This window comes from Vibrio sp. vnigr-6D03, assembly GCF_002835515.1.
In the GTDB taxonomy this organism is placed as follows: domain Bacteria; phylum Pseudomonadota; class Gammaproteobacteria; order Enterobacterales; family Vibrionaceae; genus Vibrio; species Vibrio penaeicida.
In genome coordinates, this window is sequence record NZ_PIZL01000008.1 from 1 (window position 1) to 21,164 (window position 21,164).

Consider the following 21,164-nt stretch of genomic DNA (forward strand, 5'->3'; position numbering starts at 1 on the left):
AGATGTAGTGATCGTCGTATTCACTTAGAGTTAAGGAAACAGGATGTCATACTTAACCATAAGACAGTTCAACGTCTGATGGGGTTGCTAGGCTTGAAATCTACGGTCAGACCTAAGCGGTACAGCTCTTACAAAGGAGAGGCTGGGACAACCGCACCAAATGTACTTGAACGGGACTTCAATGCAACGAAGCCTGATGAAAAATGGGTCACTGATGTTACTGAGTTTAAAGTTCAACAGCAGAAGGTGTACCTATCACCCATCGTTGATCTGTTTACGCAAGAAGTTGTGGCTTACAAGGTTGCGAAAAATGCGTGTTTACCTCTGGTCACTGACATGCTGACAGAGGCGGTTGCAACCTTAACGAAAGACGCTAAGCCAATAGTGCATAGCGATCAAGGGTGGCAATATAGGCATAGGAAATATCAGAAAACTCTCGCTGAGCGGGGATTAACTCAAAGTATGTCACGAAAAGGAAACTGCTTGGATAATGCAGTAGCAGAGAACTTCTTTGCCTTGCTGAAAACAGAAATGTACCATAATCAGCACTTTGAAGATGCCGATGACTTAATCGCACATATTGAAGAATACATCGAGTACTACAATACGAAACGCATCAAGGTGAAACTAAAAGGCCTGACTCCGACGGAATATCGAAATCAGGCCTTACAAGCCACTTAACAGAAATGTCCAACTTTATGGGGTCACTTCAAGTCTCTGGCTTTTTAAATTTAACTAGGAAATAAGATTAAAACTTAAATCTTGCTGTCATCATAAATTGGTCGCCGTAGAAGTCATTTAGTAAGCCTTCTAGACCAATTGAGAACAATTCGGTTGAATGGAAGCGACCGTATATAGAGCCTGTCCACTCATCTTTTTGCTTAATGGATACGTAACCCACTTTACCGCCCACCTCAAATTGTGGACCAAGCCACTGGCGTACACCAAGGTTGATTTGCATCCCGGTATCGATATCTTGGCTATCGTTATCAACCGCGCGGAATAGCATTTCACCTGTAAGGTCAGCCCAGTTGTTTACTGGAGCATGAAATCCAAAACCTGCAGCTAGGTTGAAGTCACCTTTAAATCTAGAATCAATGGTGGCAACCATATGTGCATTTGGGTGAACTGATTTGCTAAAACCACCACCAAAAGTCATTGGGCTTGCACCAATTCGAGCTTCAGCATAGTCGTAGTTAAAGTTGCTCATAGACGTAACTTCGTCTTTGTCGGCAGCAAATGAAGAAGCCGATACGGCCATCAAACCAATGGCTAACAGTGTCTTACGCATAATTTAGACAAACCTTATGTAGTTGGTACAGGCAGTGCATGATAGAGCAAAGCCTTTAAGTTCTTTGAATTACTAGGGAATATGATAATGCATCCAACCTAGGATTCATCAAAAATTTAAAAGAATTTCCATTTTTGTGGAGGTTTTCTAACCATATTGACTGAAATTCCCTCTTCGTCACGCAATTCAATGTGTTTGGTGACATCTTGCTCGCGTATTTTCACGGTTAAATGGAAGTGTTTCTAGATATATACTCAAACCACCTCAAGGTGCAGGATTCAGAGCTCCATCTTCTGTTTCAGTTCAAGGAAAAGAACGAAGTGGAATGACGAGTCCTTTCCANNGCGAGTTTGCTTGGTTTTCATGCTGCGTAACCAATTCTTGATTTAGAGCCACTAGATCTGCAAATTGGTACCTTGCCTGAAAACCAAGCAATTCTCGCTGAACCTAGCATCTTGAGGTGGTTTGAGTATACATACGCTTTCCACTTCTTGCGTGAATTGATGTAGACTGCGTTTTTTAACTTCATATTAAAGACAGCATGCATTCTCTTAAAAAAATGGGCGCTATTGGCGGTGCTATTCTTCTGGTGGCATGTTGGCCACTTGCAGTCGGTCAGATAGCGCAAAAAGTTATCGAAGATGGTGTACAAAATTTAAATAGCAGTTCTGTTAAAGCAGAGATAGCCGAATACGACAGAGGTTACTTTTCTGCGACTGCAATCACTCGCTACACAATCACCGACCCGCAGTTAGTCAAAAGCCTAGAAGCCGACGGTTTGCCTGCTTCAATCGAAGTTGTACATGACATTAGCCATGGCTTGGTTGGTATCGACGCACATTCTTATGTGAAAGACTCACTGCTCATTCAATTCGAGCTGGCGACCCAAACTAAATTGAACGGAGACACTCACTTTGAGTTGGTGGGACGAAAATTTAATTTTACCGACTCTAAAGGTGCCGAACTTATTGTCGGTCAATATGCAGCACAAGGTGTAGCCTCTGTTGCTGGTGCGCTAGAAGCGACAGTTACTGTGCCAAAAGCGTCGGTTAACTTTTCTAACGGCGACAATTTGGTTTTGAACAGCTTTATTGGTGAAGGGGCAGGGCAACGTGAAGGGAGCTTGTGGGTTGGTCAGCAAAACATCAGCGTCAAAGGTTTTCAGCTTTCATCAGCTTCTGGGGAAAACGATTTTCAACTTGAAGATCTGCAATATGTGCTGAAAACCAATAAAGACGAATCAGGTGAAAAATTTGACAGCGTGCAAACACTTTCCATTAAAAGTGCATCAACCGGAGAGAATCACGCCAGAGATTTAGAGCTAGATTTTGCTTTTAACGGTATTAACAGCCAAGCACTAGAGCAACTTATTTCGATTTATGGTACTGGCGAGAACCTGACAGAAGAGCGAATGAATGAAAGTATGCCGTTGCTGGATCAATTGATCGAAACCGGCTTTGGTGTTCAGCTTAACAAGTTTGCAATCAATTTAGATGGAGGGGACTTCCAATCAGCATGGCAGTTAACCGTTCCCTCTGGGCAAAAAAATGTTTCTCAAAATGCATCTGTATTATTGAATGTCGTTGAGGGAAATCTGGACGCTTTCATTTCTAACGAGCTACTTCAATCCTATCCATTTGTGCGAGAAAACATAGATGAGCTTTTGATTATGGAGTTTGCTAGCGAAGACGCCAAAGGCGTTGGTTTGAATGCAAAGTTGATTAACGGTCAGGTAACCTTCTCTAGCGGGAAGCAAATACCACTTCTTGCACTATTCATGCCTTTGATGGCTGGTGGTAAGTAGAGTTCTTTACCGAAAATAGCGAATTGAATATAAAAAGAAGTCATAAGACTTCTTTTTTTGTGTTTTCTCCGTTTTTTTCTTTTTCCCGATCTCAAAAAGTGGTATTACTGATGTAAATCTCGATTTGTATTTTAACGCAGGAGCATTCTTCATCATGGAACCGATTTATAATTTCAGTGCAGGCCCAGCAGGTTTACCTAAAGCGGTAATGGAAAAAGCGCAAGCTGAATTCATCAACTGGAATGGTATTGGCACGTCGGTAATGGAAATCAGCCATCGCAGTAAAGAATTCATTGCTGTTGCTGAAAAAGCAGAACAAGATCTAAGAGATCTCCTGTCCATCCCTAACAACTATAAAGTGTTGTTTTGCCATGGTGGTGCTCGCGCTCAGTTCGCGGCAGTACCAATGAATTTACTCGGCGATAAAACAACAGCAGACTATGTTGACGCAGGTTACTGGGCGCTAAGTGCAGTAACGGAAGCAAAGAAATATTGCCAACCTCGTGTTATCGAAGCGAAAACGGAAGTTGATGGCAAAGTTGCGGTTATTCCACCTTCTGAGTGGAAAATTGACGAAAACGCTGCTTATGTACACTTTTGCCCGAATGAAACTATTGATGGCGTAGAGATTACAGAACTGCCTGTTACAGATAAACCCATTGTCGCGGATCTTTCATCCACTATTCTGTCTCGTAAAATCGATGTCTCTCAATATGGCGTCATTTACGCAGGTGCTCAGAAAAACATCGGTGCAGCGGGTATTTGTATCGTAATCGTTCGTGAAGATTTACTTGAATTGGCATCAGATGCACTTCCAAGCATTCTTAATTACAAGGTATTGGCTGAAAAAGACTCCATGTTCAACACACCACCTACCTATGCATGGTATTTATCTGGGTTAGTGTTTGAATGGTTGAAAGAGCAAGGTGGTGTAGAAGCAATCGAGCAGGTAAACAAAGAAAAAGCGGATCTACTGTACAATTACATTGATGCTTCTGATTTTTATCGTAATCAGGTCCACCCAAATAACCGCTCGCGCATGAACGTACCTTTCCAGTTAGCGAAACCTGAATTAGACGGTAAGTTTTTAGAGTTAGCACAAGAAGCTGGTTTACAGGCGTTAAAAGGTCATCGAGCAGTGGGCGGTATGCGTGCTTCTATTTACAACGCAATGCCACTTGAAGGTGTGCAAGCTTTAGTTGAATTTATGAAGCAGTTCGAGATCGAATATGCCTAACAGCTAGCAAAGTTTAATTTTAAGAACCCAGCCATGTGCTGGTTTTTTTTTGTCTCCGTTTTTCGTGCGCTATTTGATTGTCTTACGTGCTCAAAGCAAAGGGTGTTTATAAGGTATAGACTTTACACAAGTCACAATTTTTGAGCATTTGTTCGCCAAACTGACTAAATGAGTGTTATCACAATAAAATTTCTCACAATTTGGAGCTGAAGTTTGCAACTCAAGGAAAAGAGTATTCGCACAGTTGTTGTCGTGGATGACGACCAAGACATTCGAGATGTACTTGGAGATGCCTTATCTCAGCAAGGACATAATGTCATATTGGCTGAGAATGGCGATCAGCTTATGTCTGCGTTCAAACAAGACAATCCTGATGTCATATTGTTGGATTTGCGGTTGAAACAAGAGGATGGTTTGCAGCTAGCAAAGGCAATTCGGGAACAAAGCACAGTCCCAATCATGATGCTTACCGGTAAAGGCGATGAAACCGACCGTATCATCGGCTTAGAAATCGCTGCTGATGATTATATGATGAAGCCGTTTAACCTTCGGGAACTGATTGCTCGTGTCAATGCATTGCTTCGACGGTCAGACTTAACGCAAACGAAGGCAATTCAAGTAGAACACCAACAATATTGCTTTGGACCTTGGAGCCTAAATATGTCGACCAGACAGCTTTTTCACGAATCGGGTAAAGAAGTCAGTTTAACGTACGGAGAATTTGCACTGCTTCAAGCGTTAATTACCTCACCAAATTGTGTATTGTCACGGGATCAACTGATGGATAAAACCCATGGTCTAGCCTCGGATTCGAGTGACAGAACGGTTGACGTTCTCATTCTCCGATTACGAAGGAAAATTGAAAACAACCCACGGTTGCCCGAATTCATTCAAACGGAACGAGGTGTCGGTTACGTGTTTAGCAGCAACGTAACTCGGGTAGGTTAACCTATGATTCGGTTGCAAAGTATCCGCACTAAGCTCCTATTTTCGGTTGTTGGTACTTTGCTGCTTACCCTTTCTCTTGCCAGTGTTTTTGTCTATACCACTCAGCAGAACCAAGCTCTTATTGACGATATTGCCTCAGAAACCCTTGAAGATATCAATACCGCGCTCAGTCTTTCAGAAAGCGTTGCTCAAGTCGCGGCAATGGCACCTTATGCCGCGGACTTTGCGCGACCATTCCATGTTCAAAATGAAAGCCAAAGGCTACAAGAAAAAATCAAGGATCTTAAGTCCGTTGCGGATCACCTAAACAACCCAGAAGCCAAAGATACCTTATTGAAAAAAGTAGAAACGCTGGATACATCCATTCAAGCCTTGCTAGCCAACGTAACGAAAGAGCTTTTCACTCGTGAAGACCTTCTTTCACTTCAATTCGATTTGCATCCTCTAATGGCTCACAGTCAAGGAAAGGTATTCATTAACGCCTTTACTCGAAATCCAATGGCTGTGCCTCATGTTCTTATTGAACAAATGGAGATATATGCGAATCAACAAGCACTTTCTGGAATCTCAAATATTTTATCGGAGCTCAAAGCCCAGCAGAAAAATGTATCTGAAGTTCGCCGTAACAACGCGTATGTCCTTTCTTCCATTCGGGCGCAATCGGACCAAATGACCGCATCGGTGCATGAGTTTGTGATTGCCTTGCAGCAACATTTGAGGTTTCAGCAAAAGCAATCTGAACGAGCAATAGATCGGGCAACCGTATTCATTTCTATCATCATATTACTGTTGCTGCTGAGTGGTATTTATCTCCACCGATTCAACTCAGTATTGACGAGTGACCTCAAAACAGTGACCGAAGAAATGTCGAGTTTGGCGCAAGGTAAGACCAATATCGCCGTGGCGAATATTCAGCGTAATGATGAAATAGGGGAGCTGGCTCGAACCTTCGAAGCATTCCAAAAAGAAGCCATCGAAAAAGTTCGAGTGACAGAAGATTTGCGAGTTCAAAAGAATTTGCTCGAAGCCATCTTCAACAATATCCAAGATGGGCTCAGTGTGTTTGACGATCAAGATAACTTGGTTGCGTGGAATAGACGTTACCTGACGTTATTTAAGCTCCGACCTAATGAAGTGAAGGTTGGCATGCCTTTAAATGACTTACAAACACTTATGGCAAGAACACCTTTTCGCACGCGCAACTTAATGCAAGAAACGCTAGAGCTACAAGAGTTAAATGAAGAAAGGAAAGACCGTTCAGCAGTATTTGAGCGCTATTTCGATGATGGCAGAATTATTGAATTTCGGAGCCAGCCTATGCCAGAGGGTGGCTTTGTAACACTTTACAGTGATCTCTCAGAAAGAAAGGCGATAGAGCAACAACTACAACAAGCCCAAAAAATGGAAATGCTGGGGCAGCTTACAGGTGGAGTCGCGCACGACTTTAATAACTTACTGGCCTCACTCATGGGGAATTTACAACTGCTTGAAATGTTGCCAAATCTCAGTGAAAGCCAAGGAAAATATCTTTCCAGAGCGCTCTTAGTGACAGAAAAAGGCAGCCAGTTGGTGGAGCGGCTATTGGCATTTAGCCGCAAGCAGCAACTGTATCCGGAGTGGGTGCCCGTGGATGACCTGATTGCGAGCGTTCTTGATATATCTGCCTACTGCGTAACGCCGAATATCACTGTTAATACCGATTTGGCACTGGGAGAGCAATGTATCTATGTTGACCCTTCTCAATTGGAGAATGCGCTCTTAAACTTAATTTTGAATAGTTCTTCGGCTATGCCCAATGGTGGAGAACTCACGCTGTCGACATACAAATCGTCCCAAAGTGAACACATTATTCTTGAAGTTATTGATACCGGTGATGGAATGAGTGAAGAAACGATGCAGCGCGCGTTAGAGCCATTTTTTACGACCAAGCAAACTGGTGAAGGGAGCGGTTTAGGGCTCAGTATGGTTTATGGGTTTGTTACACAAAGTGGAGGGGAGATCGACATTCAATCGTCTCTTTCACAAGGCACAAGCGTTAAGCTCATTCTTCCAATTGGTCGGCAGCCTAAACTAGATAATGGACAACAAAAATTCAGTGACCCCGCTATTACTGTTAAGCGCAATGCATCGGTTCTATTAGTCGAAGATGACATCGAAGTTTCCGGTGTTATTCGAGAGCAGCTTGCACTAATGGAGTTCGAAGTGAGTGTGGTTCATTCAGTGCAGCATGCGCTGGAACATTTGGCGGTAAATACATGCGACTTGGTTATCTCCGATGTGAATTTGGGCTCAACTGAAGACGGTGTGCAACTACGTCAGATTCTTGCTTCTGATAGCCCTAGTTTGCCCGTTATACTCACTTCGGGGCTACCGATTGAATCTCTAATCGAACACCATCATTTCAATCCTGAATGGCGCTTTATCGCCAAACCTTTTCAGTACGAACAATTAAAAGCGATGATCAACATATCGTAAGTGTGCATCTAAATAATCCCATAAAATCAAAAGATTAGATGAATTATTTCAATTATTAACGAGTTTTCTTCGCTTTGAAATCATTCATTAGTTTTTCCCTGTCACTTTTGTAAAACCAAGGAAGGAACTGACCTTGGATTTATAACTTGTAAGGGAGTAAACCATGAAAAAGCTAGTCACCATCGCCGCGTTAACGGCTGCCATGTTCAGCGCACCTCATGCATTTTCTGCAGACAAAACCATTGTGGGTTTAATCACCAAAACCAACACCAATCCTTTTTTCGTCAAGATGAAAGAGGGGGCGGAAGCCAAAGCGAATGAATTGGGAATGGAATTACGTTCTTTCGCTGGGCGATACGATGGAGATAATGATTCACAGATTCAAGCGGTAGAAAATCTTATTTCATCGGGCGCGAAGGGCATTTTGATTGTCGCAAGTGACCCTGTCGCATTAACACCTTCTATCGAGCGTGCTCGTAAAGCCGGCATAGTTGTGATTGCACTGGATACGCCATTTTCTCCAGCCAATGTCGCCGATGCAACGTTTGCTACCGACAACTTCCTTGCAGGTGAACTGATTGGTAAATGGGCAAAAGCTAAACTGGGTGCAAAAGCGAAAGACGCCAAAATTGCGCTATTAGATTTAAGCACTGCTGGTATTACTGTCGATGTCGCTCGTAACCAAGGATTTTTGAAAGGTTTCGGTGTTGACGTCAAAGACGTAAATAAAATGCGTGATGAAGATGACTCTCGTATTGTCGGTAATGACGTGACCCAAGGTTCTGAAGAGGGCGGTCGCCGCGCAATGGAAAATCTTCTACAAAAAGATCCGAGCATTAACGTGGTGTACACCATCAATGAGCCAGCAGCAGCGGGCGCATATGAGGCACTAAAAGCGGTTGGAAAAGAGAAAGACGTGCTCCTAGTATCGGTTGATGGTGGTTGTCCGGGCGTAGAAAACATTAAAGACAAAGTGATCGGTGCAACGTCGATGCAGTTCCCATTGAAAATGGCCTCTCTGGGCGTCGAGGCGATTGCGGAATACGCGAAGTCGGGTGTTAAACCCGGAGCGACCCCTGGTAAGGGCTTCTTTGATACCGGTGTGGAGCTGATTACAGATGAACCCGTTGATGGCGTTGCATCTTCAACATCAGCACAAGGGTTAGGTAAGTGTTGGGGGTAGTGCTCAGAGTTCACTAATGAAAGCGTAATCCTCATTCACCTAAATTTTATTGAGGTGAATGAGGAACAAACCTGATCGAAGCGTCGAGTGCGATCAGGTCAGATGTACAAAGTTAAGGAAAACGCTATGACACACCCTTCGTCATCAGAGCCCAATTTTGAAAAAACAGCGGAGCAAAACACGGACAAAAGCTTTGCTGAATTTAAAGAGCCAACTTCGATTGGCTTAAACGTGCAGCGGTTTTTACATAATCAGCCGACCGCAGCCCCATTTTTAGTCCTTATTTTGGCGGTTGCCATTTTTAGTTTTCTGATTGGTGACCGATTTTTACACCCATTCAACATGTCACTGATCCTGCAGCAAGTTACGATTATCGGTGTACTTGGTATTGCTCAAACGCTCATCATTTTAACAGCCGGGATCGATTTGTCGGTAGGCGCGATTATGGTCTTGTGTTCCGTCGTTATGGGGCGCATGGCAATGGATTTTGGTTTACCCCCTGTTTTGGCGTTTGGTATTGGCATGCTGGTGGGTACATTGGCGGGCATGATTAATGGTTTATTGGTCTCGCGCTTTAAGCTTCCCCCATTCATTGCAACACTGGGTACATGGAACATCTTTTTCGCATTGAACCTTTGGTATTCCAACAGCCAAACCATTCGTTCTCAAGCCATTGCCAAGAATGCGCCATTGCTGCAATGGATGGGCGAAACCGTCGAATTGTTTGGTGCGCGGATAACCTATGGATCCATGCTTATGATCGTGCTCTTTGCAGTGATTTGGTATGCGTTGAATTGGACGGCATGGGGGCGACATGTCTACGCCACGGGCGACGATCCAGATGCTGCGAGGCTAGCCGGTATTCGTACTCAGAAGATATTGATGTCGGTTTATGTGGTTGCTGGGTTCGTTTGTGCCATTGGAGCGTGGGTGTTAATTGGTCGCATTGGGTCGATAAGCCCTCAAGCGGGTTACACCGCCAACCTCGATTCTATTACCGCGGTGGTGATTGGTGGAACCAGCTTGTTTGGTGGGCGAGGTTCTATATTCGGTACTCTGATTGGCGCGCTCATTGTAGGTGTATTTCGAAACGGTTTGGCTCTGCTTGGTGTGGATGTGCTTTGGCAAGAGTTTACCGTTGGGGCGTTGATTATTGTCGCGGTTGGTGTGGACCATTGGATCAGAAAGGTATCGGTATGAGTGATGTCGTATTGCAAGCAAGAGGGTTAGTGAAGCGTTACGGTCGAGTCACGGCCTTAGATGGAGCGGATTTTGACCTCTATAAGGGTGAAATTCTGGCAGTGATTGGTGATAACGGTGCGGGGAAATCCAGCTTGATTAAAGCGTTATCGGGAGCGCTTGTTCCTGATGCAGGTGAAGTGAAGTTAGATGGGCAGGCGGTTTCATTTAAAAGCCCGATGAACGCAAGAGAAATGGGCATAGAAACAGTGTACCAAAACTTGGCGGTCGCACCCGCTCTGAATATTTCCGATAACCTATTTTTAGGGCGAGAAATTCGCCGCCCCGGAATACTGGGTTCAGTTTTTCGCATGTTGGATAAGAAAACCATGAATGAAAGGGCAAAACAGCAATTGGCGGATCTTGGTTTGATGACCATTCAAAATATAACTCAAACGGTAGAAACGCTGTCTGGTGGCCAGCGACAGGGCGTTGCGGTAGCAAGGTCAGCTTTGTTTGGCAGTAAAGTAGTCATCATGGATGAGCCTACAGCCGCTTTAGGTGTGAAAGAATCCAGAAAAGTACTCAACTTGATTCGTCAGGTAAGGGATAGAGGGCTTCCAGTGGTGTTGATAAGCCACAATATGCCCCACGTTTTTGAAGTCGCGGATCGCATTCATGTTCACAGACTGGGTAAACGTGCAGATATAATTACACCGAAAACACACTCTATGTCGGACGCGGTTGCTATTATGACAGGAGCGGTAGAACCGGGCACAGCTGCCTGAATAATACAAAACAACTTCCCCCTTTGATGGCATTATTTGAACGTCAGTCGCAAAGGTCCCTTGCCCAAAGGGGAAGTTGGAAAATAAAGGTGTCATGTATGCGTAAATTTTTACTTTTGTTGATGGTGAGTGTTGCTTTGGTTTCCAGAGTTTACGCAGGTTCTGACTATTCTATTGGCGTGTCAGTTGCTGATCTTACCAACCCTTATTTTGTCAAAATGATTAAAAGCATTAAGTCGGAAGTGGCGGAATTACCGAACAAAAGTATCGACGTTATCGTTCGTTCTAGCGCTTACGATTTAGATCGGCAAATCCAGCAGATTGAGTCTTTTATTGATAAAAAAGTGGACTTAATCATGCTTGTCGCTTCCGATGAATTAGCGATTGCACCAGCGGTGATCCGTGCACAACGCGCCGGAATCCGCGTAATAGCGGTAGATGTAAGAGCATCGGGCGCGGATGTCACTATTACAACGGATAATATTCAAGCGGGCGAAATATCGTGTTTGAACCTAGTGAATAAACTCAATGAAAAAGGCAAAGTTCTTATCATCAATGGCCCTCCTGTTTCTGCCAGTTTAGATCGTGTTGCGGGTTGTAAATCCGTTCTTAATGACTACCCTGACATTGAATTACTGGATGCGAACCTCAACGGAACGGGCAGCTATGATGGCGGCTTAGAAGCCATGGCCTATGCGCTTCATGCCTATGAAAAGATAGATGGAGTTTTTGCGATTAACGATCCAACGGCGTTAGGTGCAGAGCAAGCATTACTTCAATCTGGTGCCCATGTTTGGATAACTTCCGTTGATGGTGCACCTTTAGTGATTGAGGCATTAAAGGAAAATCGCCAAAACTGGCTGGGGACGGCAGCACAGTTTCCGGCGCAAATGAGCAGCAAAGCTGTGCAAATAGGGCTGGAACTGATTGGCGGTGGAAAGGTAGAGAAAGAGCTAGTCTTGATTCAGCCTGAATTTATTAACGCATCAAATTACAGGGCGTTTTCCGGTTGGTAAGTGACGTCTTCAAACTTCGTTAAAGTGCATATGTATTTTGAGACCACTTAAGCAAAAGCCAGAGTCTTGGACTCTGGCTTCAATTTATCTCACATTTTTACATACACCAATTAAGGTATGGGGCAGAGGCGAGTTATAGCGTTTGGCAAAGCTGGTAATAGCGCTCTTTCTTCTCTATGAGTTCAGCGTGGCTGCCTGTTTCAATAAACTCCCCTTGCTCCATGAGACAAATTTTATCCATCGTGTCCAAACCGACTAAGCGGTGGGTAATGAATATCATGGTCTTGTCGCTAAAGTGTTTCTCAAATAAGGCAACCATTTGCTGTTCAGTTTGCTTATCTAGACCTTCGGTTGGTTCATCCATTAGGACAATAGGGGAACGGCGTAAAATGGCGCGAGCGATGCCGATTCGTCTTTTTTCACCGCCAGAAAGCTGCCTGCCGCCTTCGCCAAGCCAAGTATCCAAACCTTTGTCTTCATTCAGTTTAGACAGCCCAACTTGTACAAGTGCATCAATAAGCTGCGTATCTTCAGCATCCGGTAGGGCGATAGTAAGGTTATCTCGTAAAGTGCCATTTAAGATATCAACACGTTGGCTAATCACCGAAGTGGATTGCCTTAGGGCACTTTCATTCCATTGAGTCAAATCTTTCCCACCAATGGATACAGAACCAAATTGTGGATCCCAAATTCGCGTTGCCAATTGCAGTAAGGTCGATTTCCCCGAGCCTGTTTGACCTACAATCGCTATTTTTTGCCCTTGCTCAACCGACAAACTAATGTTCTTAACAACGGGAACAGAAGGGTCATAGCCAAAGGTAACGTCAGACAATTCCATCGAGAAATGAGTTTGCTGATCGGTACTTTGCTCCACAAATGTGACTTCTGGGTCGGCATGGATAATTTCGTTAAGGCGTCTAGCCGATGTCACGGTTTGCCCCAAATATTGGAACGCGCCAGCGATAGGCATCAGTACTTCGAAGCTCGCCATTGTCGCGAATGCAATCATTGCAATATAAGGATCAGGTGCTCGTCCTCCGACGCCATCTGCTGCTAGCCAAATCATTAGCACTAATGTCAAACCACTGGCAAGCATAAGAAGGCTAGTAGCAAGCCCTGTAATTCGGGCATGTTTTGCTTGGTTCACCATTAAATCGGTTTGCTTATCCGCGATGTTACGACGGTAGCGCTCTTCAACCCCAAACAGCACCAGTTCGGCATGACCCTGAATCCAATCGAGCGTTGCAACCCGAAGGTCCGATTTATTGAGCGTCAGTTGCTGACCGTTGAGCTTACCTAACTTATAAAAAATGATGGGCCAGATAAAGACGAGAGAGAGTAAAATGCCACCCAAGGTTAACCCTAATACTGGATCAAACCAGCAAAGAAAAACCGTCAGTGAAATGATACCAAGCGTGCTGACTACAAGTGGGCTAATAAGCCTCAGGTACACGTGGTCCATTGCATCAATGTCTGCAACCAATCTGTTGAGTAGATCAGCATCGCGAATGTTGGCAACTTTACCTGGGATCAGCGGAGTTAGTTTTTCGAAAAAGAAAATACGTAAATCGGTAAGAAGCTTGAATGTCGCATTGTGGCTCACAACGCGTTCACCCCAGCGACCTGCTGTTCGGCTCATTGCGAAACCACGTACAAACGCTCCTGGCAGCATGTAATTGAAGGTTTCACGAGCGATAGATAAACCAGCCACAGCAGAAGCTGCGATAAACCAGCCAGACAACGTCAGCAACCCAATAGATGCGAATAACGTTGCGAACGCGAGTAGCATCCCTAGCGATAAACCAAACCAATGCTTCTTATAGAGTTTCAGATAGGGCAATAAATCACGCATCTAGATTCCCCTTATCGTTGTGTGAATCCATACTCGATTTCAGCATGTCTGCAAACAAGCCATTTTGTTGATTGAGAGCGTCAAAATGCCCTTGTTCCACGATTTGTCCATCTGCCATAACCAAAATATTGTCGACGTCTTTCAATGGTGAGAGTTGGTGGGTAATCATCAGCGTCGTTTTGGATTTAATCTGGCTCGCTAAGCCTTCCAGTACCAATTTTTCACTTCTTGCATCCAGACTGGCTGTGGGCTCATCGAGAATCCAAAATTCACCATTTTGTAGCATCGCTCTTGCGAGTGCGAGTCGTTGTGCCTGACCGACAGAAAGACCACCCGATCGATCACTGACCATGTAATCCAAACCATGCTGAGATACAAATTCATTGGCATAACTGTCTTTCAAAACTTGATTTAGAGTGTCTGTAGATGTTTCACGACCAAACGTAACATTTTCTAAAATTGAACCGTTCAGGAGTAGGGGGTTTTGACCCACCCAGCTTATGTTTTTACGCCAACTGATTAAATCGACCTCTTTCAAATCAATGCCGTTGATTTCTATGCGCCCTTCATACGGCAAGAAGCCTAGTATGGCGTTAATAAGGCTGGTTTTCCCAGCACCACTTGGACCAACAATTGCAGTCGTTTGGTTGGTATCTAAGTCAAACGAGACAGGACCAAGTAATTGACTGCCTTCTGGGCTGAATACTTTTAAATCTTTCACTTTTAAAGATATCGGTGCGGATTTGGCTATTTCCGATGTACCTGAGGTAACGCTGTCGACGTCTGTTTCGAGAAACTCGACTAAGCTTTCCGCTGCACCGATGGCCTGGGCTTTGGCGTGATAGAAGGTACCGAGATCTCGCAAAGGCTGATAAAACTCAGGAGCCAGAATCAAGATAAACAAACCTGAAAACAGCGTGATGGCAGCGCCATAGTAGCCAAAGTTCAATTCACCGATAAAGGCAAAACCGAAGTAAACCGCGGTAATGGCGATAGAGATAGACGTGAAGAATTCTAAAACGGCTGAAGAAAGAAACGCGACGCGTAAGACATCCATAGTGCGTGAGCGCAAGACTTCAGAAGCGCCTCGCATCACCTCGGTTTCCGATTGTGCTCGGTCAAACAAACGAATTGTGGTCATTGCTTGCAATCGGTCGTAGAAGTGCCCTGATAGGCGTTGCAGCGCTTTAAAGTTTTTACGGTTAGCATCGGCGGCTTTCATGCCGACCAATGCCATAAATAAGGGGACTAATGGAGCCGTCACTAAGAAGATAAGCCCCGCGGCCCAGTTTGTTGGGAAAACCACCACTAAAATAACAAACGGAACCAGTACAGACAGTGATACCTGAGGTAAATAACGCGCAAAAAAGTCTTGGAGGTTTTCTACTTGTTCAAGCAGTAAGGTTGCCCAACTACCAGCAGGTTTGCCTTTTATGTAGGCAGGACCGAGCTCGCGAAGCCGATCGAGGATAAGTTGTCTTACGTATATGCGGATCTGCTCGCCACAGCGATACCCAGCTAATTCTCGACCCCAACTGCAAATGGCTCTTCCGATAACGGCACCAATCAAACCTGCAAAATGAGGAAGCAAGTCGTATTTGTCAGTGTTTTCAATAATGAGCTGATGAAGAATGGTGGCCAGCAGGGCTGCTTGGGCAAGAAGGAAGAGGCTAGATACGACGCCCAGACCGACGGTAATCATTAACCAGCGTTTGGCGAGTTTGCTTTGTTGCTTGAGCCATTTATTTAAGGCGCGCTGCTTATGTTTGTCCATGTAAGAGACTTTAAATTCAGAATTTATTTTTGAAAGGGGGATTATATACCTAAGTGTGCCAAAGATGCAGCGGTAAGCTTCGTAAGAGTCGAAAATAAAAACGAAAAATCCGGCAATGAAGCCGGATTTTTAATCAATCTAAGTGACCCGCAGCTCGATTAGATAGCGAGTCACTCAGAGAATCGGTCGACTTTAGAATTAGTCAGTTAGACCGTCTAAGAATTTTTCGGCATCTAACGCAGCCATACAACCTGTTCCAGCTGAAGTGATTGCCTGGCGATAGTTGTGATCCATAACATCACCCGCAGCAAAAATACCTGGAATGCTGGTTTGCGTTGCGTTTCCTTCAAGACCAGACTTAACCACAATGTAGCCGTCTTTCATGTCTAGTTGGCCTTCAAACATCGCCGTATTTGGTTGGTGACCAATCGCGACGAAAACGCCCATTACATCTAAATCTTCAGTAGCGTCTGACTGCGTATCTTTGATACGGACACCTGTTACACCCATATCATCACCAAGCACTTCGTCTAGGGTGCGATCTGTGTGAAGAACGATGTTTCCGCTTTCTACTTTTTCCATCAGGCGCTTAACGAGAATTTTCTCTGCACGGAACGTGTCACGGCGGTGAACAAGGTGAACTTCAGAAGCAATGTTCGATAGGTAAAGCGCTTCCTCTACAGCAGTGTTACCACCACCAATAACCGCTACTTTTTGGTTGCGATAGAAGAAACCATCACAAGTTGCACAAGCCGATACACCACGTCCTTTAAACGCTTCTTCTGAGTCTAAGCCCAAGTATTTTGCAGAAGCACCAGTAGAGATAATAAGTGAATCACACGTGTACTCAGCTGAATCGCCTTTCAGGCGGAAAGGGCGCTCGCTGAAATCAACTTCATTGACATGGTCGAACAAAATTTCAGTTTCAAAACGTTCAGCATGCTCTTTCATTCGTTCCATCAAATCTGGACCAGTTAGCCCTTCTGCGTCGCCGGGCCAATTTTCTACTTCTGTAGTGGTGGTTAACTGTCCGCCTTGTTGCATACCAGTGACAAGAACAGGGTTAAGATTTGCTCGCGCAGCGTATACGGCAGCGGTATAACCCGCAGGACCAGAACCAAGAATTAAAAGACTACAGTGCTTTACGTCGCTCATTAGGACTCCGAAATTTGAATAATTATTTTGGGTAGATTGTAAAAAATAGTGGGGACGAAAGAAAGCAATTGCAACGCAGTTAAGGCAATTAAATGGTTATAGATTAGAACGTATACCCAAGTGACCTCAAGATGCTGGATTCAGAGCCTCATATTCTGTTTCAATTCAAGGAAAAGAACGCAGTGGAATGACGAGTCCTTTCCAAGTTCTTTGACGAGGAAGTGAGGCAGAATATGGGCTCCCACGGGCGAGTTTAACTGGCTTTCATACAGCGTTACCGATTCTTGATTTAGAATGGCTAGATCTTCATATCGGTGCCTTGCCTGAAAGCCAGTTAACTCTCGCTGAACTATGCATTTTGAGGTTACTTGGGTATATTTCTTGTTTTTGACTGGTCGGGTATGTTGATTTTATCGAGCTAAAAAAAAACCACCAAAACTTGGTGGTTTCTTGTTCAATTAACGAAGCTTCTAAGACACAAAAGCATCATTTTCTTTATAGCGAGTTGCTCTACAGCGAATTGCTCTATAGCGAACTGCTTTTTAGAGAATGGCTTAGTAGCGAATGTTACTCATTTCAAAAGCTAAGCCTTTGTCTGTCACATCAAACGTCATGTTCGCTTCGATATCATCTTGAATGAACGGCTCTAGTTCCGCAGGAACTGGTTCACCACTGCGCTTCATCATCTCAACAAACGGACCAAATAGTTTGCTGTAGCTGATGTAAGTGTTGTATAAGCCATTGGACTCAAGAGCTTGACCGAACAGGTTCGTCGCTGCTTTCGTTGCCGATTCGCCAGTATAGAACGACAGGTGGTTGCCTTTCGACGCAACATAGACTGTACCAATGTCTGCAAATTGCTCAGCCAGTTGTGGCGGAACTTCAACCGGTGTTCCATCTGCTGGAATCTGGATTTGCGATAGCGAAGGTTCCATCATTTGAGCCGCTTGGAACAGTGCAACTGGGTTATCTGCTGAAATTGAAACAGATGCATCCAGCATGTTCAGCTCTTCACCGTATTCGCCCTCACCAAAGCCATAATCAAACAGGTTGAAGCTTACACCTTTTAGGCCATTGACAAAGCCTGTTGCCATACCGACCATTGCAGGATTTGCTTGACGAAGACCAGCTTGCATTTCTGCTAGAGGAGCACAGCTGTATTGAGTCGCTAGGCCATCTTGCCATATCGCATTCAGAGCCGGTGCCAATTTGTTTACATCAACACCTAATCCAAATGATAGCGCACTGTTTTGAGTGTCATTCAATGCTGGGATAAAGCCACGGATAGACTTAAGTGCATCTAGGATCACTGAGTTTTTGCTCTCAACTAAGATATCCATGTCCATCGTCATATTTTCATTGACGGTTGCGCCGAATACCGTTCTTGGCCAGTTTGCCGCAATACCAGCGATTTCTGTCTTACATTGCTCCGTTTGAACAACGGCCAATGGGTTTTCCGAAGACGGATTCTCTGCTTTGATTAGCTCACTAATTTTGGCGATGTGCTTAGCAAGCAAGTTGCCATCAGTTGTGGTGAAGCCAGTTGCGAACTGTTGATGATCTAGGTAACCAACAGAGTCTTTACCAAGTTCAGGATGCGCTGCTAGCATCTTGTTTATGGTGTCTGCTTGCGCCACTGACTGTACTGGTGCTTCAACACCCAAAGCAACTTTGAGAGGGCTTGCTGCCCCAAAGTCTGCAGAGTCTAGGGTAATGGTTGCAATGCCTTGATGAACAGCGACAACAAACTCAAGTTTTGTTTCATTGTTTTCTTCAGCCATGCTGTACGAGCGATAAGCCACATCGCCGACTTTTTTAGCAACATGCTTGAAACTACTGTCTGTTTCTACTTTATCGAATGTTGCCCAAAAGGCTTGCTCGTCAGCAACATCAAATTTGAATACAGGCGCTAAACCAACAAGGTATACATAGCTTGTTAGCGTGTCAGGCGCACCAAAGGCTGCTTTGTACGCTTCGCCACTTTGAATAGCTTTAAAGTAAGTATCGCCAAGCGTGATAAAGAAAGTCTCACGATTCGTCATCTGTTGTGGATCAGTTTCTGTTAGTTCCAGAATGTCATCCATTGAAGGGACGCTGCCCATAGAACCTAAAAATTTGTCCAGTTCCAGAGGTGTCAATTGTGCTGAAACAAATGCAGAATCTGACGGGATTTGATCTAAGACAGATACGGACTGAGATGCCTGCTGCTGGGTGTAAAGATATCCACCAGCTCCCACTGCAGCAATACCTGCAGCGATGACTAACTTATTCACTAGCCTACTCCTTTTATAAATATAGCGTCCGAGAATAGAACTTATTGATCTAAATAACAATCTGTTGTGCGAATAAAGTAGAGAGAAGTCAAATAGATAAGAACTGAATCACAGAGATGACTTAATATCCATTTAAATCATAGTGTTACAACTACGCCTAGTGGAGAGTTTTGTTATTGACAAACTACCAAGTGAGTTGCTGGTTTATATATCTTGAATTTGCAGTATACGCAGTTCTATATTCTTTATTTACTAGTGGGGCGATATATGTGATATGAAAAATTTGATCTAGCAGAATAAGTGGTCGATTCTAGATGTAAATAGTTTGTGAATGATGTGTAGCTAAAAAGCTTCTAGGAGCGTCACTATGTTTTCGCATGAAAGTACCTTGCAAATCACTCAACTTAGCCATAATGCTATCGCTCAGTTATCTCCTTCATTTGATTCCTTACCTCATACAAAACACGCTGATGGAAAATATCGGCTGCGGCGGTACTCTGTTGTTGAATTTCAGCCAAATAGCTTAAGAGAAGTCAATCGGCATAACTTTGTGCAGTCGGAAAATATCAACCACTTTCAGGGAGATGTGATTCGTCAGTTTGAAGGTATTGAGACTGATATCTTAAGTGGGGATGCCATGCACGAAATGTGTCAGTTGTTTGTTGAGGCCAATGCCTTGCCCGTTGGGCAAGAAATCGAAATTCACCAAATACGCATCGCGACGGTCTTTGACGAAACGCCAGTCGCTCCGGAAGGCGTTCATCAAGACGGGTTTGATCATATTGCGATTGTCGGTATAGATAGGCACAACATAGTGGGTGGTGAGATTATGCTTTATCAAGATAACCATGAAGCCCCATTTTTTAGAAAAGTTCTAGAGAATGGAGAAATTGCGATTCTTGATGATCACAAGTTGTGGCATAACGCTCAGCCAATTCGATCAATCATTCGTGATAACGAAGGTCATATGGACGTCTTTGTTTTAACGGCGACAGATGGCAAGCTGGCTATGTAATCGAGAAAGCTGGAGTGCGCAACACTCCAGCATTCTTGTTCAACTAGGCTTCAAACGTTACTTCGTATGATGTGAATTTACGAACGTTTATCACGCCCGTATCCATAATAAGGTATTGACCTTTAATGCCTTTCAGAATCCCCGTCACTTCAGGATTCTTGTCGAAATTATGAGATACGATCTTGGTTGGGTGCTCAAGTACTGGGTAAGTAATCTCGGTGGGCGCATCAACAAGAGGTATTACGGAGTCTTCACCATATTTCTCTTTAACTTGTTTGATGACTTCATCCGCATGAGGCATCAGTTCTTTAGCAAGTTCTTCTAATGGCAGTGGTTCAGCATCGCCTTTCAGAAGCGTCCGCCAGTTCGTTTTGTCAGCGACGTGTTTAGCAAGTTCCACTTCGATTAAACCCGATATATGACGATTCTTTACTTTGTAGATAGGCAGCCCTTGCGTGGCACCTTGATCAATCCATCGAGTCGGAATTTGCGTATGACGCGTAATTCCCACCTTCAAACTTGAGGTGTTTGATAGATAGACGTAATGGTCAACCATGCAATTCTCTTCGCCCCACTGAGGTTCTCGGCAAGTTCCTTCCTCGTAATGGCAAGTTTCAGGCTTCATTATGCACATATCGCAGCTTGCAAGCTTTCGCATGCAAACAAAGCAGTGACCTTGAGAGTAGCTTTTTTTGGTTTTCTTACCGCAAGAACTACAGAAAATGTTTCCGGTGTGAGTGAGTTTAATGGGTTTTCCAATAAACGCATTTAGCCCAACCCGATCTTCACCGACAGGTAGGGAATATTCGACACCTTCTGAAAGCTGAGAACTCAGCTTTTTCAGAGTGCCTTTTGTATTGATAGACATGACATTACTCTTATTTTGTTCACACCTTTAATAGGTGTGTTTGTTTCTAGATTTTAGCAAAGTTATCAATTATCCCCGAATGAGATTTTTAGTTATTAAGGGGTAATGTGTTTTGAGCTAAATATAGAATAGTGACCTTTGTTATTGATTTTTATTGATGTACATCTTTATTTACTAAATTATGACTTTCTTTTCGTCATAAATTTCGTGCTTATAAGCTTAATTATGGTATCTTGCACATATGCATTATTGTGTGATTCCAGTTCCATTTTTTATGGGGTACTACACATTTAAATGAGGTGTAGC

The 21,164-nt window shown here is 44.0% G+C and carries 16 protein-coding genes; 10 read left to right on the forward strand and 6 right to left on the reverse strand.

Annotated features, from left to right (window positions below):
- Positions 1-681: IS3 family transposase (locus CW749_RS06735; protein WP_145997832.1), on the forward strand; the 681-nt coding region annotated here is incomplete at its 5' end.
- A gap of 67 nt (positions 682-748) precedes the next feature.
- Here the strand turns inward: CW749_RS06735 and CW749_RS06740 are convergent.
- Complete coding sequence (locus CW749_RS06740) at positions 749-1,291, reverse strand: hypothetical protein (protein ID WP_101111267.1); 543 nt, start codon at positions 1,289-1,291, stop codon at positions 749-751.
- 541 nt (positions 1,292-1,832) lie between these two features.
- On the opposite strand from CW749_RS06740, the gene CW749_RS06745 reads away from it, so the two are divergent.
- The 8 genes from CW749_RS06745 (at position 1,833) to CW749_RS06780 (ending at position 11,921) form a co-directional block, all read left to right on the forward strand.
- Complete coding sequence (locus CW749_RS06745; protein WP_101111268.1) at positions 1,833-3,095, forward strand: DUF945 family protein; 1,263 nt, start codon at positions 1,833-1,835, stop codon at positions 3,093-3,095.
- A gap of 154 nt (positions 3,096-3,249) precedes the next feature.
- On the forward strand, positions 3,250-4,332 hold the full coding sequence (gene serC, locus CW749_RS06750) for a 3-phosphoserine/phosphohydroxythreonine transaminase (protein WP_101111269.1): 1,083 nt from the start codon (positions 3,250-3,252) through the stop codon (positions 4,330-4,332).
- A 213-nt stretch (positions 4,333-4,545) separates the two neighbouring features.
- Complete coding sequence (locus tag CW749_RS06755; protein WP_180958336.1) at positions 4,546-5,280, forward strand: response regulator; 735 nt, start codon at positions 4,546-4,548, stop codon at positions 5,278-5,280.
- 3 nt (positions 5,281-5,283) lie between these two features.
- Positions 5,284-7,755 (forward strand): PAS-domain containing protein, encoded by a 2,472-nt coding sequence (locus CW749_RS06760; protein ID WP_101111270.1) that lies wholly within the window; start codon positions 5,284-5,286, stop codon positions 7,753-7,755.
- A gap of 202 nt (positions 7,756-7,957) precedes the next feature.
- Positions 7,958-8,938, forward strand: a complete 981-nt coding sequence (locus tag CW749_RS06765) for a sugar ABC transporter substrate-binding protein (protein WP_343232557.1) — start codon at positions 7,958-7,960, stop codon at positions 8,936-8,938.
- A gap of 126 nt (positions 8,939-9,064) precedes the next feature.
- On the forward strand, positions 9,065-10,138 hold the full coding sequence (locus CW749_RS06770) for an ABC transporter permease (RefSeq protein ID WP_101111272.1): 1,074 nt from the start codon (positions 9,065-9,067) through the stop codon (positions 10,136-10,138).
- On the forward strand, positions 10,135-10,905 hold the full coding sequence (locus CW749_RS06775; protein WP_101111273.1) for an ATP-binding cassette domain-containing protein: 771 nt from the start codon (positions 10,135-10,137) through the stop codon (positions 10,903-10,905). The genes CW749_RS06770 and CW749_RS06775 overlap by 4 nt, the downstream gene beginning before the upstream one ends.
- A 98-nt stretch (positions 10,906-11,003) precedes the next feature.
- Positions 11,004-11,921: a substrate-binding domain-containing protein gene (locus CW749_RS06780; protein WP_101111274.1), complete on the forward strand. Its 918-nt coding sequence runs from the start codon at positions 11,004-11,006 to the stop codon at positions 11,919-11,921.
- 133 nt (positions 11,922-12,054) lie between these two features.
- On the opposite strand, the gene cydC is transcribed toward CW749_RS06780, so the two are convergent.
- The 4 genes from cydC to CW749_RS06800 all read right to left on the reverse strand — a co-directional run bounded on the left by cydC (position 12,055) and on the right by CW749_RS06800 (position 18,975).
- Positions 12,055-13,773, reverse strand: coding sequence for a cysteine/glutathione ABC transporter ATP-binding protein/permease CydC (cydC, locus tag CW749_RS06785; RefSeq protein WP_101111275.1), 1,719 nt, complete (start codon positions 13,771-13,773; stop codon positions 12,055-12,057).
- On the reverse strand, positions 13,766-15,547 hold the full coding sequence (gene cydD, locus CW749_RS06790; protein ID WP_101111276.1) for a cysteine/glutathione ABC transporter permease/ATP-binding protein CydD: 1,782 nt from the start codon (positions 15,545-15,547) through the stop codon (positions 13,766-13,768). Before cydD ends, cydC begins: the two co-directional genes overlap by 8 nt.
- Before the next feature lie 198 nt (positions 15,548-15,745).
- A complete protein-coding gene (trxB, locus tag CW749_RS06795; protein ID WP_101111277.1) occupies positions 15,746-16,702 on the reverse strand; it encodes a thioredoxin-disulfide reductase in 957 nt (318 codons plus the stop codon).
- Positions 16,703-17,256: 554 nt separating this feature from the next.
- Positions 17,257-18,975: a hypothetical protein gene (locus CW749_RS06800; RefSeq protein ID WP_101111278.1), complete on the reverse strand. Its 1,719-nt coding sequence runs from the start codon at positions 18,973-18,975 to the stop codon at positions 17,257-17,259.
- A 367-nt stretch (positions 18,976-19,342) separates the two neighbouring features.
- Here CW749_RS06800 and CW749_RS06805 point away from each other — a divergent pair, with 367 nt between their 5' ends.
- Entirely contained in the window at positions 19,343-19,990 is a 648-nt protein-coding gene (locus CW749_RS06805; protein WP_101111279.1) for a 2OG-Fe dioxygenase family protein, read from the forward strand.
- A 43-nt stretch (positions 19,991-20,033) separates the two neighbouring features.
- Here the strand turns inward: CW749_RS06805 and CW749_RS06810 are convergent, their stop codons facing one another.
- Positions 20,034-20,858, reverse strand: a complete 825-nt coding sequence (locus CW749_RS06810; RefSeq protein ID WP_101111280.1) for a DUF2797 domain-containing protein — start codon at positions 20,856-20,858, stop codon at positions 20,034-20,036.
- Positions 20,859-21,164: the final 306 nt, after the last annotated feature.